This is a genomic window from Lautropia dentalis (assembly GCF_003892345.1).
Taxonomy (GTDB): domain Bacteria; phylum Pseudomonadota; class Gammaproteobacteria; order Burkholderiales; family Burkholderiaceae_E; genus Lautropia; species Lautropia dentalis.
Map to the genome: position 1 here is coordinate 213757 of NZ_RRUE01000002.1, position 13687 is coordinate 227443.

The following is a 13687-nucleotide window of genomic DNA, read 5'->3' on the forward strand; positions in this document are numbered from 1 at the left end:
TGAAACCGTGCCGATGCCCGAAGACATCGATGCAGAATCGCGGAATGGTACCAAACGTACGGCACTTCTGCAGTACCGTCGCTGGATTTGTCAACACCCGGTTCGACACCTGTCGCAACCGGGCGAAAGAAAAAGGGGATCAGACCTTTTCGACCTGACCGAACTCCAGCTCGACCGGGGTGGCACGGCCGAAGATGGTGACCGACACGGTGAGGCGGTTCTTGTCGTAGCTGACCTCTTCGACGTTGCCGTTGAAGTCGGCAAACGGGCCTTCCTTGACCCGCACCATCTCGCCCACCTCGAAGAGCGTCTTGGGCCGCGGCTTTTCGACGCCCTCGGCCATCTGGCTCATGATCTTGTCGACTTCGGCCTGCGAGATGGCGGCAGGACGGTTGCCACTGCCACCCACGAAACCGGTGACCTTGCTGGTGTTCTTGACGAGGTGCCAGGTGTCGTCGTTCATTTCCATTTCGACGAGCACATAGCCCGGGAAGAAGCGGCGCTCACTGATGGTGCGCTGGCCGTTCTTCATTTCGACCACTTCTTCGGTGGGGACGAGAATCTGACCGAACAGATCCTGCATGCCCGAACGCTCGACCCGCTCACGAATGGCACGGCCAACGCTCTTTTCCATGCCCGAGTAGGCATGCACGACATACCAGCGTTTGCTCATCAACGGCTCCAGCCCAGCACGAGATCGTACAGCACGTACTGCAGCCCGGAATCGACGAGCCACAGGAACAAGGCCATGACGACCACGAACAGGAAGACGTACAGGGTGATGGTCCAGGTTTCCTTCTTGGTGGGCCAGACCACGCGACGCGCCTCGGCCCACGACTCACGCATGAAGGCCAGCGCACGACGGCCAGGTGCAGACAGATAGGCAATACCGGCACCGACCACCAGGCCACCGATGACCGAGAGGACGCGGAAGATCAGCGCCTGCTCGGACAGCATGTAGAAACCAGCGAGACCTGCCACCACAGCCAGGATGGCGAGCACCAGCTTGACTCGGTCGCCACCCGAAGTGACATCTTCGACTTTTTGCTGAGCTGCCATGTATCCAGCCTGGGAATATGCAGTGAAAACTGCCTTGTGATGACTCTTGTTCTGACGAAAGCGGGCCTTTGGGAGGCCCGTTTCGATTGCAACACCTTGAGGAAAGTGGCAGGGGCAGAGGGAATCGAACCCCCAACCTTTGGTTTTGGAGACCAACGCTCTGCCAGTTGAGCTATGCCCCTACTTTCCTGCAATGAACTGTGTTTGACTGATCAGGCGATGACCTTGGCCACCACGCCGGCGCCCACGGTACGGCCACCTTCACGGATGGCGAAACGCAGACCCTGTTCCATGGCGATCGGCGCAATCAGCTTGACCTTCATCTGCACGTTGTCGCCCGGCATCACCATCTCGGTGCCTTCCGGCAGCGTCACCGATCCCGTCACGTCCGTCGTACGGAAGTAGAACTGCGGACGGTAGTTCGAGAAGAACGGCGTGTGACGGCCACCTTCGTCCTTGCTCAGAATGTACACCTCGGCTTCGAACTCGGTGTGCGGCTTGATCGTGCCCGGCTTGGCCAGCACCTGACCACGCTCGACATCCTCACGCTTCGTACCACGCAGCAGAATACCCACGTTGTCGCCCGCCTGGCCCTGATCCAGCAGCTTGCGGAACATCTCCACGCCGGTGCAGGTGGTTTTCTGCGTGTCGCGGATACCGACGATCTCGATCTCGTCGCCGACCTTGATGATGCCGCGCTCGACACGGCCCGTCACCACCGTACCACGACCCGAGATCGAGAACACGTCCTCGATCGGCATCAGGAACGTACCGTCCACGGCACGCTCCGGCTCGGGGATGTAGCTGTCCAGCGCCTCGGCCAGCTTGATGATGGCCGGCTCGCCGATCTCGCTCTGGTCGCCTTCCAGCGCCTTCAGGGCCGAGCCCTTGACGATCGGCAGATCGTCGCCCGGGAACTCGTACTTCGACAGAAGCTCGCGCACTTCCATCTCCACCAGCTCCAGCAGCTCGGCGTCATCGACCATGTCGGCCTTGTTCATGAACACGATGATGTAGGGCACGCCCACCTGACGGGCCAGCAAAATGTGCTCGCGCGTCTGCGGCATCGGGCCGTCGGCCGACGACACCACCAGGATCGCACCGTCCATCTGGGCGGCGCCGGTGATCATGTTCTTCACGTAGTCGGCGTGTCCCGGGCAGTCCACGTGTGCGTAGTGACGCGTGGCCGTTTCGTACTCGACGTGCGAGGTGTTGATCGTGATGCCCCGGGCCTTCTCTTCCGGCGCGTTGTCGATCTGGTCGTAGCCCTTGGCCTCACCACCGTATTTCTTCGACAGCACCGTGGCGATCGCAGCCGTCAGCGTCGTCTTGCCATGGTCCACGTGACCGATGGTGCCCACGTTCACGTGCGGCTTGGTCCGTTCAAACTTGCCCTTTGCCATAACTGAAGACTCCTGATGTCTGGATGGAGGTGGCTGGCTGGCCCATGAAACGCCAGGGACGCTCCCTGACCGGATGCGCTGACAGAAGAATCAGCGCAGAAAATGTGGTGCCCATGGCGCGGATCGAACGCGCGACCTCTCCCTTACCAAGGGAGTGCTCTACCACTGAGCCACATGGGCATTGACCCCGATACGCTTCACTTTGGCAAGCGAAGGAGCAGACGTTTGGGGGCAAGCGCGCAGTATAACACGTGCTGCAGCTGCTGTCTGCGTGGTCAGAACGGGATTATGCTGACTTTTTCCCTTGCGTGCAAGGGGGATGCAAAAAAGTCCTCCCGCCCCTCCCGCACGCGATGACCCTCGCCATCTGTGACTTTCCACACACATGATCGACTGGTCCGTGGGGAGAAACAGCCTGTCCCGCCGGCATCGGGCCGGCGTTTCTGGCAACATCACATCAGGGTTCGCTGCACGAATCTGCCAGCGCTTTCTCCATGACCGGGATGAGCCACCGGAGCCTCTGCAGAGGCAGGCGGGCGCCCTTGGCTCCATGATGAGGGCGAACCAGAACACCATCGCCGGCAATGGCCACCCTCTGGACCGCACGGGCATGAAAGCCGGAATGCAGGCAGGCTTTTACAGAGCCCTCCGGCGCATGGCCTGCGGCCGCACAGTCTCCACTTCGCGCTTCACAACCTTTTTCTCCAGGACCATGAAACGATTCAACCCGTCCCTGATCGCCCTCGCCGTCGCTGCCGCCCTGGCCGGCTGCAGCCAGCTGCCGCAGGCTGCCCACACTTCCCGCGCCACCGCCGGCGTGAAGGAAATGGCCGAGGCGCCGCTGATCATCGGCACCTACAATCCGGGCGAGGAAGCCATCTTCGCCGTGTCGTCCACCCTGGTGCAGGGCAAGAAGGAGGCCGTGCTGATCGACGCGCAGTTCTCCGCTGCCGATGCCCGCAAGGTGGCGGAGATGGTCCGCAAGAGCGGCAAGAAGCTGACCACCATCTACATCAGCCACTCCGATCCAGACTACTACTTCGGGCTGGACACGCTGCACGCGGCCTTCCCCGAGGCGCGGATCGTGGCCACGCCGCAGACCATCCGGAACATCCGGGCCACCGAGGCCGTCAAGCGCAAGGTCTGGGGCCCACAGCTGGGTGAGAACGCACCGAAGCAGATCATCATCCCCGAGCCCCTGGACGGTGACCGCCTGAAGCTGGAAGGCCAGACGCTGCAGGTGGTGGGGCTGGATGGACCTTCGCCGGACCGTACCTTCGTGTGGATTCCGTCGATTCGCGTGGTGGCAGGCGGCATTCCGGTCGTGGCCGGCGAGCACGTCTGGATGGCCGACACGCAGACCCCCGCCTCGCATGCGGCCTGGCTGGAAACGCTGGCGCGCATCGAGCAGCTGCAGCCGTCCGTGGTCATTCCCGGCCACTATGCACCCGGCAGTGCCCTCGACACGAGCGCGGCACGTTTCACGGCCGACTACATCCGTGCCTTCGACGAGGAAACGGCCAAAGCGCGCAACTCGGCCGAGCTGATCGAGGCCATGAAGGTCCGCTATCCGAAGCTGAGCGGCGAAGGCTCGCTGGAGATGAGCGCCAAGGTGGCCAAGGGCGAGATGCAGTGGCCGTGATGCCGGTCAGGGGCCTGTAATTCCGGGAGTCGGCCTCCCTGCCGGAGGCCGTTTGCCTTCCGGCGCCCGGGCCAGCGGCACGCGTGCGGGGTTGGCTGCCCCGTTACTATGTTCGTGTCCTGGACAACCAGGGCTTTGGCCGGCCCACACGGAAACGAATGCGTGCATGGGGACGAATGCGTTCATGACAGTCAGGGATGCAGCACCCGCAGTTCATCCAGCAGCATCAGCAGCTGGTGGATCTTCTCTTCGCTGAACTTCTCCTGCAGACGGGCATAGCTGTTCTCCACCTCGCCGGACATGCGCTCGAAGCAGGTTCGCCCTGCTTCGGTCAGCTCCACGAAGACGCGGCGCTGGTCGTGACTGGCCTTGTAGCGGCGCACCATCCCGTTGCGCTCCATGCGCTGCAGCACGCCCGTCATGCTGGGCTTCAGGATGCAGACCAGATCGGCCAGGCAGTGGCTTTCGAGCACACCGTGGCGGTACAGCACGCGGATGACGCGCCACTGCTGTTCGGTGAGCCCATGCCGGTTGAGCAGCGGCCGGAAGAACAGCATGGCCGCCTCCCGGGCCTGCAGCAGGGCCAGCGTGAGCGAAGGGCGCTCCATGGGGGACGCGCCCGGCACCAGCCCGACGGGCGAAGCGCCGGCATTGGGGCGCCCCGGGCATTCGACGGACAGCAGGAAGCCGGGATCGGCCAGCGGGATGCTGTCGTGATCCAGGGCAGCCGCGCCGGCAGGCAGGGGCACATCGGTCAGGGAAACCGGCACATCGACCGTCTGCGGCTGCCCGGGTGAAGCGGCGGTTTGAGGAGACATCACGTCCTGCCGCGCATCGGCCGGCAGCGACGATCCATCCTGAAGGGCGTCGAGGCGAATGTCTGTTTTCATGGGATGGCAGGAATGCACAATGGGGGCAGGATACCCCAGAGCGCGCCTGAAGGTAGGCAATGTAGGTGATTCGGCCCGCATCAGGCCCCTGATCCCGGGTTGCCGGAGCGTGTCATGGCCTCATTCGCCCCCCGCGTCACCCTCCCCGGATCCGTGACTGACAGGGCGCAGCCCGATGGGCCTGACACGGTTCTGAAGGGGCGTATTCCGAAGGGGGAGCAGGGACCGAAGGGAGGGGCCTGGACTCAGCGAAAGCCCGCAATCAGCGTCTTGAGCATGTCGCGGAAATCGTCCTTCTGCTGCGCCGAGAATGGGCGGAAGGCCAGTTCCTGCTGGCGCTCGGCCATGGCCCATACGGCCACCGCCTGTTCGTGGCCAGCCGGGGTGAGCTGGAAGCGATCTCCCTCCAGCCGCTCGACCAGCCCCCGCTCGCGCAGCAGGGTCAGCACCGGCCCCACTTCCCGTGCAGGCATGGCAGCCTGCTGGACCAGCGAACGCATGTCGCAGGGGACGCCGGTGTCGAGCACCAGCAGGACACGGGTCTCGCCACGGCTCCAGCCGGAACTGCGGCGTTCGGCCTGGTACGCCTGCTGGTAGGCACGCACGGCCTGGGTCATCAGATAGTAGAAGTTGTCCTCCAGGCGGCTGTGCAGGCCGCTGGTGGTGTGACAGGACTCGCAGGGTTCATCGACCTGCGGGTGCGGAATGGCCATGCCGTAGGTGCCCTGGTGGTAGAGCAGCGGTGAGCGCCCGTAGTCACCAAAGGCCACCACCCGGCCGATCAGGATCCAGTGGTCGCCACCGTCCACCGTCTGATGTTTCTCGCACTCGAAGCTGGCCGCGGTGCCGTCGATCAGCACGGTGCCCCCCACGCCGGCCCGGTGGGCGACGCCGGCAAAGCGGTCATCGGCGGGACGGGCGAACTGGTTGGACAGGTCGATCTGGTTGGCTGCCAGGATGTTGACGGCAAAATGCGTGGCCTCGGCAAAGACCGGATAGCTGCCCGACCGCTTGACGATGCTCCAGAGGATCAGCGGCGGATCCAGCGATACCGAATTGAAGCTGTTGGCGGTCACGCCCACCTGCCGCCCGCCTGCACTGGCGGTCATGATGGTGACACCGGTGGCAAAGTTGCCCAGTGCCCGCCGGAAGGCGCGCGGATCGATGGCCGGCGTCTCGGTGAAGGACGGCGGCCGGGATGGAGTGGTGCTCATGGGCATGCAAGGAAAATGGAATGGGCGCATTCAATCACATCCCGCCCCTGGGGCACACCGTACTGCGGCGCAGACGGTACAGCGCGTGTCGTGGACCATTGCCCCCACCTGCATCAGGGCGATCAGGCGCTTCGCGCTTATTCCCGATAATATTGCTCAACTATTTTATCCTGCTGCCACCTCCCCCGCCGGGAATCAGGGGCTGGCGGCAACCAACCCGAAGGACGTAAACCATGAGTATCGCTCCCAGTACCGCCGCAAACATCGCCCCCAGCAACCAGGCGCTGCTCGACGCCCTGGACAAGGTGGCCGTGATTTCCACCACCGACCTGCAGGGCAACATCACCTATGCCAACGAGCTGTTCTGCCGGCTGACCGGCTACACGAGCGACGAACTGGTGGGCAGGCCGCACAGCCTGGTGCGCCACCCGGATGTACCCAAGTCGCTGTACAAGAACATGTGGGATACGATCAGGGACGGCCGGATCTGGACGAGCATCATCCCCAACGTGGGCAAGGATGGCTCGGTCTATGTGGTGGACACGACGGTACAGCCAATGTTCGATGACACAGGCAAGGTCACGTCCTACATCAGCATCCGCCGGATGGTGAACGACCTGATGGAAGACTTCGAGGCGGTCGAACAGGCGAAGGAAATCTTCGACGACTACTACGACCGGCAGCACTGACCGGGCAGCGGGGCCAAATGGCTTTATGATCGGGGCCACCGGAACGTGTCACGAAATCACTTTCAGCAGTACGCACCACATTCACGCATGAACACCATCGCCAAGCATCTGGTGATCGGCTATGGGTCGGAGTCGGGCAATGCCCGGGCACTGGCCCAGCAGCTGGCCGCCAACCCGGCCCTGAAGGCTTTCTCCCCCGAGGTTCTGACGCTGGACGAAATCTCGCCCGGCATGTTGCAGGGCGATGATCCGCTGCTCATCATCTCGGCCTCGTTTGGCGACGGCGAGCCTCCGGGCAATGCCGAGGCCTTCCTGGCGCTGCTGCAGGCAACGCCTTCCCTGTCCAGCCTGCGCTATGCCATTTTTGGGCTGGGCGACACCAGCTACCCCCACTTCTGCGGCTTCACGAAGCAGGTGGACGCGCTGCTGCAGGAACGCGGCGCCACGGCGCTGGTCAACCGGGTGGATGCCGACAGCAACTACCGGCAGTTCTTCGAGAAGTGGACGCCGGTGGTGGAGAAGGTGCTCCACGGGGATCTGGAGGCAGGGCGCGCACTGCAGCTGCAGGTCAAGGCCTACGGCGCCGGCGAGGCCTTCGAGGCCCCGCTGCTGGAACGCCGGCAGCTCAACACCAGCGATCCGGCGGCCTGGCACATCCGGCTGGACACCACCGGCAGCGGCATGCTGTGGCGTGCCGGCGACACCGTGTACGTGATGGCCGAGAACGACCCGCAGCTGCTGGGCGCGCTGGCCAAATACTATGGCTCGTTCGAAGCGCCGGCCCTGCTGCGCCACAAGGAGCTGCGGCAGATCAGCAAGGGCGTGCTGCGCGACCTGGCGAAGCTGACCGGCAACGAGAAGCTGAAGGAGCTGCAGAAGTTCAAGAACCGCAAGGCACTGGAAGAGTACCTGTACCACGCCGACATCCTGGACATCCTGAAGGACTTCGCCTCGCCCGAGAGCGTGCCGCTGCCCGAGCTGGCCAAACTGCTGTCGGCCTGCCTGGTGCGGGCCTACTCGATTGCCTCGCACGGTGAGGCCGGCCATCTGGACCTGTGCATGCGCGAGGTGAGCTACGAGCACAACGGCCGCCCGCACAAGGGCACGGCCACCCGCTGGCTGCTGTCGCACGAGGGGCCGTTCCGCATCTACTGCCGTGCCAATCCGGGCTTCCATCTGGCCGGCAGTGCCGACACGCCGCTGATCCTGGTGGGTACGGGTACGGGCATCGCCCCGCTGATCGGCCTGCTGCGCGAGATGCAGGCGCAGGGCATCCGTCGTGAAACGGTGCTCATCTTCGGCGAGAAACACCGTTCGGAAGACTTCCTGTACGAAGACGAGCTGAAGGCCCTGCAGCAGGAAGGTGTGCTGGGCACGCTGATCACGGCCTTCTCGCGCGATGGCGCCGAAAAATACTACGTACAGAATGCCATTGCCGATCATGCCGGTACGCTGCTTCCGCTGCTGGACCGGGGGGCGCACGTCTACCTGTGCGGCAACAAGGCGCATCTGGAACAGGCCGTGTCGGGCGCCGTCAACACGCTGATGGAAGGCAGCAGCGAGCTGGCCGCCGACGATACGGGCTGGAAGCTGCTGCAGCGCCAGGGACGGCTGCACCTGGAGCTGTACTGACATCAACGCACGGATTCGGGGCTGACCCTAAGCCCCCCTCGAGCATGCAGGACAAGGCGGCAGGACCACAGAAACCTCCACGGCTTCAAGACACTGGCAGCGCCGCCATCACAGTCCATGCACGCCCAAAGGGAGGTTCCGCGGGGACGAACGAGCCCATGACACGCTCTATACGAAGGTCAATGCACACCGGCGGGGCGTGGTGTCACAATGAAGGACACGGGAAGTGCCTCCCGCACGGGGGGCGCCTCCGCTGTCCTTTTCCTTTGCGCCCGACCGCATCATCATGCCTGCCGACATCTGCACCGAAGAAGAGATCCACCAGATGGTGCACAGCTTCTATGCACGCATCCGCGAGGATGAAGTGCTGGGGCCGATCTTCAACGATCACATCGACGACTGGCCGGCCCATCTGGTCAAGCTGGAAGACTTCTGGTCCAGCCTGCTGCGCCGCACCGGCCGCTTCATGGGGCAGCCCATGCCCAAGCACGTGGCCCTGCCCCATCTCACGGCCGAGATGTTCGAGCGCTGGCTGGCCCTCTTTGCCGACAACCTGAAGGACAACCCCAACCAGCGGATGGCCGCCCAGGCCAACGCCATGGCCGGCCGCATTGCCCAGCGCCTGTGGCTGGGCTACCAGATGGGCAATTTTCCCGACAGGGAGGCCACACCGCTGCCTTAACACCAAATAACACTACGGCAACACAGACCTTTTCAGCGCGTTACGTCACACAGTTCCACAATCTCCGGCTGTTTCCTGATGGTTTGCGGCCGGACATTCGCCGGCCAGTCATGGTGCTGTGGCATGAGCAAGACGCTGACCTACCTCTTCGACCCGCTGTGCGACTGGTGCTATGGCATCAATCAGGCACTGGCCCGGCTGGTGGAATCCACCGGCGTGGCGCTGGCCCTGCTGCCGAGCGGCCAGTTCTCCGGCAATGGCGCCCGGCCGATGAGCACCGCCCTGGCAGGTCATGCGTGGACCAATGATCTGCACATCGAGCAGCTCACCGGCCTGCCCTTCAGCACCCGCTACCGTGACCGGGTACTGGGCAGCCAGCAGCCTCTCGACAGCACGCTGCCCACCCTGGCCCTGACGGCCGTGTCGCTCACCACCCCCTGCCGCGAGTTCGAGGCCCTGCAGGGCCTGCAGCACGCCCGCTATGCCGGCGGCCAGAACGTCACCGATCCCGCCGTAGTGGCCGCGCTGCTGGAAGAGATGGGACTGGCAGAGGCCGCCCTGGGCATGCAGCGCCCCACGGATGCCCTGCAGGCGGCCCACCGCAGCCGCATCGATACCGCCCGGGCGCTGATGCAGCAGCACTCGGCCCGCGGGGTGCCCGCCTTCATCTTCGACGACGGGCAGGGCTGTCTGCGCTCGCTGCCGGCCAGCCTGCTCATTACCCAGCCCATGCACTTTGCCCGGCAGATCCACGGTATCTCCGAGGACGAGCTGGACAACCTGCTGTAACCGGCAGAGGCACATCACGGGCGCCCAGGGGAGATTTTCCTTCGGGCCGGATCCGGCCGTGTGCTGCCGGCGTTTCCCCGCCTGCGCGGCACCTTGTCAAGCACGCAAATCCGGAGCCAGCGCAGGAACGGACCGGTCCATGCCGCGCGCTACAGGAACAGCTCCGCAAACAGCAGCCCGAAGGCCAGGCTGAAGGCCATGCTGAGCAGCCCCGGCAGCATGAAGCTGTGGTTGAAGATGAAGCGGCCGATGCGTGTGGTGCCCGTGGTGTCGAAGTCGATGGAAGCAATGATCGGGCCGTAATTGGGGATGAAGAAATAGCCGTTGACGGCCACCAGCGTGCCGATGAGAATCGGCGCCGGTACGCCCAGGGCGATGCCCACCGGGAACAGCGTGGCCACCGTGGCGCCCTGGCTGTTGACCAGCACCGACAGCACGAACAGCGCAAATGCAAAGGTCCATGGGGCGGTTTCCACCAGCGACGACACGGCCTCCTTCAGCTCGCCCATGTGGGCCTGCATCAGCGTGTCACCCAGCCAGGCCACCCCGAAGACGGCGATCACGGCCCGCATGCCGGCATGGAAGACGCTACCACGGGTGATTTCGTTGCCATCGGGCCTGCAGGTCATGATGATGATGGCCGAGGCCGCCAGCATGATGATCTCGATGGTATGCGCCATGCCCATCGGTTCGCCGTCGAACACCGGACGCAGCGACTTGACGGCGCCCATCAGCACCACCAGCAGGGCCGCTCCCACGAAGATGGCCACCGAGGTCTTCGCGGTGGGCTTGAGCGGGCCGTCTTCGGTATTGGAGGTAATCTCCAGGCTCTTCAGGTAGTCGGGATCCTTCAGGAGCGCCTGGTAGCCCGGATCGTCCTTCAGCTCCACGCCCATCCGGTTGACGAACAGGCAGGCAATGAAGATGCCCAGCAGGGTGGAGGGCACCGTCACCTTCAGCACATCGGCCAGCGACACGTGCTGCGGTTCCAGATAGTGGACCACCGACACCACGGCCGCCGCGATGGGGCTGGCCACGATGGCGAACTGCGAGGCAATCACGGCCATCGACAGTGGGCGCTCGGGGCGGATGCCGTTGCGCCGGCTGACCTCGGCAATCACCGGCAGCACCGAGTAGGCCACGTGCCCGGTACCGGCCAGCACAGTGAAGGTGTAGGTGACCGCCGGCGCGATGAAGGTGATGTAGCGGGGATTGCGATGCAGGACCCGGGTGGCCAGCCGCACCAGATAGTCCAGGCCACCCGCCGCCTGCATGGCGGCTGCGGCCGAAACCACCGCCATGATCATCAGCATCACGTCGATGGGGGGACTGGTGGGCTGCAGGTGAAAGCCGAAGGCCAGAATGGCCAGACCTATCCCGCCGAAGACGCCCAGACCGATACCACCGATCTGGGCACCCACCAGAATACACAAAAGAACAATCGCAAACTGAATGGCGAAAAACATGATAATTCCCGGAGGCTGAGTGGCCTGCGCGTGACGCCACCAGACGGTGTGCCGTCCGGCCCGGGAGACCCCGCATGGGGACAGGGGCTCCCGCCCCGGGTAAAGGATGCCCTGCGTGCGCCCTGCAGATCGCGACAGAGCCTCCTGAATGCCGGGGAGTCTCCCACAGGCATGAATGATTCTTGATTGTTGCGAAGTGTGAGTATATCGGCTTCTGCCCGTAGCGCCCAGACAACACGTGTCATGAGGCCCGCTCATGACGCATGGGTCCATGGGCATCGATGCGGTCATGACACAGGCCGGCACCACAGCGATGCTGCAATGCACACCCCCCGGAAACACCTCCCCCGACGTGTAAAACCCCGTGACACCTCTGGACACAAAGCAGGAAATCGGTCAATCTGACGGACAATGGCAGCTTCCGGAAGGTCTGCAAGGGTCTGCGAGGCTTTTGCGCAGACATCCTGGGGGAACGCTTCCCGGCTGCATCGTCCCGTCCTTCAACCCCACGTACCACGCTGAACGATGAACGCCCGCCGCAATCGTCCGCTGATCGTCTGGATGGCCATGCTGGCCGTCCTGGTCGGCACGCTTGCGCCCTCGTTCACCGCCATGCTGGCCAGCTGGACGGGCCAGTATCCGCTGGAAGTCTGCACGACGCCGTCCTATCCGGGCAGCCCGGGCCATCACCGGCTGCTGCAGACCTACGGTACCGACGCCCCGACGCCCAGCCCGCTCGATCACAGCGCGCTGCATGGGGACGGCCATTGCCCCTACTGCCGCCTGCAGCAGGACATGCCCATGGTGGCCAGCGTGCCGCCTGCGCTCGTGCTGCCGGTGCGCATTGCCAGCCGCGTCACCCAGCTGCTGGCCCCCACGCCACCGCCTGCCCTGGCGCTGTGGCGCCCTCACCTCGGTCGCGCTCCTCCGCGCATCGCCTGACCCGGCCTGCGGCGCCCCGTTGCGCCTGCCCGGCCGCGGCCTCACGGATCTTCCCGTTCACCGCTTTTCATCCGCCATGCACGGCGACGGATGACCGGCTCCCCGCCGGAACAGGCGATTCCTGACGGTTTCTGCTGCGCTGCACACCGCGATGCCGGCACCGTCTCCCCCCGGAAATCCGTGATACCTGCCGCCACGGGCCAGGACGCTCCCCTGTCGCCGCGTCAATCCGTCCCTGCCCGCCGGCCTGTCTCTACGGCACGCCGAGCCCCCGCAGGCCACAGACCGTCAGGAGATTCCCCTGCCCCGATCCGCCCGACAGACACAGGCGTTGCGGGGCCCGGCACCAGACATCCGGAGTGAGACCGTCATGAATACCCAATCCGTCCTTCCCACCCCGTCCCCCGCCCAGCCGCTGATGACGGCCGGGACATTCGCGAACCTGTATGGCGACGATGCCCCCCTGGCCGGGACGCCGGCCGCCATTGCGCCAGCCACCACCCGCAGAACGGAGACCGTCCGTGCCGCGCGCCCCTGTACCGCCGGGCAGTCCGAGGCTGCCCATAGCCAGCCGGAAGAGGCCGACGCCGACACGGAGAGCACCGCTCGGCCAATGCCCTCCCGCACCCTGGGTATCGGCGAAGTGCTGCTGCAGGCAGGTGAAACGGGCGCCATCTGGCAGCTGAACCAGGGTCTGGTGCGCCTCGAAGCCGTGACGGCGGACGGCGCCAGCTTCGTGCGGCTGGCCCTGCCCGGCGACCTGCTGGGCGCCGAATCTGCCCTGCACCAGCCCTATACCTTCCGCGCCGTGGCGGTGACCGACTGCCGCGTGACCCAGGTGGACGCCAGCACCGACATGCAGCGGATGCTGATCCTGATGACCGCCTTCCTGCAGGAGCAGGATCGTGCTGCCGATGCCATGCGCATGCGCCAGGGGCCGGTAGGCGCCCGGCTGGACCATCTGCTGCAGGTGCTGGACACCGGCATGAATGACGACGAGCCGGTATCGGTGCGCCACCGCAAGCTGCCGCAGCTACGGGATCTGGCGTTCATCATCGATTCCACGCCCGAAAGCGCCTGCCGCTACCTCACGCGGCACCTGGGGCTGCACCGCCAGCGTCGCTATCGCCGCAGCAATGCCGTCCAGCAGGCCGACACACAGGCCACCAAGCCTGCCGGCACGGGCAGCAGCACGCGGCGCAAGGCCGCAGCCCCCGCCATGGAGGCCATGGCCGACTGAACCCGGCGAGGTCGTACCAGAGCGCGCATGGACCTGTTC

At 64.8% G+C, this 13687-nt stretch carries 13 protein-coding genes and 2 tRNA genes; 7 read left to right on the plus strand and 8 right to left on the minus strand.

Annotation, left to right across the window (positions count from 1 at the left end; translation table 11 throughout):
• Window positions 1-139 precede the first annotated feature (139 nt).
• From nusG to EHV23_RS09030, 5 genes are all read right to left on the minus strand, one after another.
• Complete coding sequence (gene nusG / locus EHV23_RS09010; protein ID WP_125095784.1) at window positions 140-673, minus strand: transcription termination/antitermination protein NusG; 534 nt, start codon at window positions 671-673, stop codon at window positions 140-142.
• Entirely contained in the window at window positions 673-1059 is a 387-nt protein-coding gene (secE, locus tag EHV23_RS09015; RefSeq protein ID WP_125095785.1) for a preprotein translocase subunit SecE, read from the minus strand. Before secE ends, nusG begins: the two co-directional genes overlap by 1 nt.
• A 106-nt stretch (window positions 1060-1165) precedes the next feature.
• Window positions 1166-1241: transfer RNA gene (locus EHV23_RS09020), tRNA-Trp, on the minus strand.
• Window positions 1242-1271: 30 nt separating this feature from the next.
• On the minus strand, window positions 1272-2462 hold the full coding sequence (gene tuf / locus EHV23_RS09025) for an elongation factor Tu (RefSeq protein WP_125095775.1): 1191 nt from the start codon (window positions 2460-2462) through the stop codon (window positions 1272-1274).
• Window positions 2463-2567: 105 nt separating this feature from the next.
• A tRNA-Thr gene (locus EHV23_RS09030) sits at window positions 2568-2642 on the minus strand.
• Between the two features lie 532 nt (window positions 2643-3174).
• On the opposite strand from EHV23_RS09030, the gene EHV23_RS09035 reads away from it, so the two are divergent.
• Window positions 3175-4104 (plus strand): MBL fold metallo-hydrolase, encoded by a 930-nt coding sequence (locus EHV23_RS09035; RefSeq protein ID WP_125095786.1) that lies wholly within the window; start codon window positions 3175-3177, stop codon window positions 4102-4104.
• Between the two features lie 191 nt (window positions 4105-4295).
• Here EHV23_RS09035 and hpaR read toward each other — a convergent pair whose 3' ends face one another.
• Together hpaR and EHV23_RS16495 are read right to left on the minus strand one after the other, a co-directional pair.
• Complete coding sequence (gene hpaR, locus EHV23_RS16085; protein ID WP_238990403.1) at window positions 4296-4994, minus strand: homoprotocatechuate degradation operon regulator HpaR; 699 nt, start codon at window positions 4992-4994, stop codon at window positions 4296-4298.
• Between the two features lie 245 nt (window positions 4995-5239).
• Window positions 5240-6208 carry a p-hydroxyphenylacetate 3-hydroxylase reductase component gene (locus tag EHV23_RS16495; protein ID WP_125095787.1) on the minus strand — a complete coding sequence of 323 codons (969 nt, stop codon included), beginning with the start codon at window positions 6206-6208 and terminating at the stop codon, window positions 5240-5242.
• Window positions 6209-6441: 233 nt separating this feature from the next.
• Between EHV23_RS16495 and EHV23_RS09050 the strand changes: the two genes are divergently transcribed.
• The 4 genes from EHV23_RS09050 (at window position 6442) to EHV23_RS09065 (ending at window position 10000) form a co-directional block, all read left to right on the plus strand.
• A complete protein-coding gene (locus EHV23_RS09050) occupies window positions 6442-6897 on the plus strand; it encodes a PAS domain-containing protein (RefSeq protein ID WP_125095788.1) in 456 nt (151 codons plus the stop codon).
• A gap of 87 nt (window positions 6898-6984) precedes the next feature.
• Window positions 6985-8529 carry a flavodoxin domain-containing protein gene (locus EHV23_RS09055; protein ID WP_125095789.1) on the plus strand — a complete coding sequence of 515 codons (1545 nt, stop codon included), beginning with the start codon at window positions 6985-6987 and terminating at the stop codon, window positions 8527-8529.
• A 286-nt stretch (window positions 8530-8815) separates the two neighbouring features.
• Window positions 8816-9211 carry a group III truncated hemoglobin gene (locus tag EHV23_RS09060; RefSeq protein ID WP_125096783.1) on the plus strand — a complete coding sequence of 132 codons (396 nt, stop codon included), beginning with the start codon at window positions 8816-8818 and terminating at the stop codon, window positions 9209-9211.
• Window positions 9212-9334: 123 nt separating this feature from the next.
• Entirely contained in the window at window positions 9335-10000 is a 666-nt protein-coding gene (locus EHV23_RS09065; RefSeq protein ID WP_125095790.1) for a DsbA family protein, read from the plus strand.
• Window positions 10001-10149: 149 nt separating this feature from the next.
• Here the strand turns inward: EHV23_RS09065 and EHV23_RS09070 are convergent, their stop codons facing one another.
• Window positions 10150-11466 carry an anaerobic C4-dicarboxylate transporter gene (locus tag EHV23_RS09070; protein ID WP_125095791.1) on the minus strand — a complete coding sequence of 439 codons (1317 nt, stop codon included), beginning with the start codon at window positions 11464-11466 and terminating at the stop codon, window positions 10150-10152.
• A 525-nt stretch (window positions 11467-11991) separates the two neighbouring features.
• Here EHV23_RS09070 and EHV23_RS09075 point away from each other — a divergent pair.
• The gene (locus EHV23_RS09075) at window positions 11992-12408 is read left to right on the plus strand and encodes a DUF2946 domain-containing protein (RefSeq protein WP_125095792.1); all 417 of its coding nucleotides are present in this window, start codon (window positions 11992-11994) and stop codon (window positions 12406-12408) included.
• A 370-nt stretch (window positions 12409-12778) separates the two neighbouring features.
• Window positions 12779-13648, plus strand: coding sequence for a Crp/Fnr family transcriptional regulator (locus tag EHV23_RS09080; protein ID WP_125095793.1), 870 nt, complete (start codon window positions 12779-12781; stop codon window positions 13646-13648).
• The last annotated feature ends 39 nt before the right edge of the window (window positions 13649-13687 follow it).

Bases quoted from the DNA above. Each gene is read 5' to 3' on its own strand.
- EHV23_RS09035 (WP_125095786.1), top strand. From the start codon at position 3,175: ATGAAACGATTCAACCCGTCCCTGATCGCCCTCGCCGTCGCTGCCGCC.
- tuf (WP_125095775.1), bottom strand. From the start codon at position 2,462: ATGGCAAAGGGCAAGTTTGAACGGACCAAGCCGCACGTGAACGTGGGC.
- EHV23_RS16495 (WP_125095787.1), bottom strand. From the start codon at position 6,208: ATGAGCACCACTCCATCCCGGCCGCCGTCCTTCACCGAGACGCCGGCC.
- EHV23_RS09065 (WP_125095790.1), top strand. From the start codon at position 9,335: ATGAGCAAGACGCTGACCTACCTCTTCGACCCGCTGTGCGACTGGTGC.
- hpaR (WP_238990403.1), bottom strand. From the start codon at position 4,994: ATGAAAACAGACATTCGCCTCGACGCCCTTCAGGATGGATCGTCGCTG.
- EHV23_RS09080 (WP_125095793.1), top strand. From the start codon at position 12,779: ATGAATACCCAATCCGTCCTTCCCACCCCGTCCCCCGCCCAGCCGCTG.
- EHV23_RS09060 (WP_125096783.1), top strand. From the start codon at position 8,816: ATGCCTGCCGACATCTGCACCGAAGAAGAGATCCACCAGATGGTGCAC.
- EHV23_RS09055 (WP_125095789.1), top strand. From the start codon at position 6,985: ATGAACACCATCGCCAAGCATCTGGTGATCGGCTATGGGTCGGAGTCG.
- EHV23_RS09075 (WP_125095792.1), top strand. From the start codon at position 11,992: ATGAACGCCCGCCGCAATCGTCCGCTGATCGTCTGGATGGCCATGCTG.
- EHV23_RS09050 (WP_125095788.1), top strand. From the start codon at position 6,442: ATGAGTATCGCTCCCAGTACCGCCGCAAACATCGCCCCCAGCAACCAG.
- secE (WP_125095785.1), bottom strand. From the start codon at position 1,059: ATGGCAGCTCAGCAAAAAGTCGAAGATGTCACTTCGGGTGGCGACCGA.
- EHV23_RS09070 (WP_125095791.1), bottom strand. From the start codon at position 11,466: ATGTTTTTCGCCATTCAGTTTGCGATTGTTCTTTTGTGTATTCTGGTG.
- nusG (WP_125095784.1), bottom strand. From the start codon at position 673: ATGAGCAAACGCTGGTATGTCGTGCATGCCTACTCGGGCATGGAAAAG.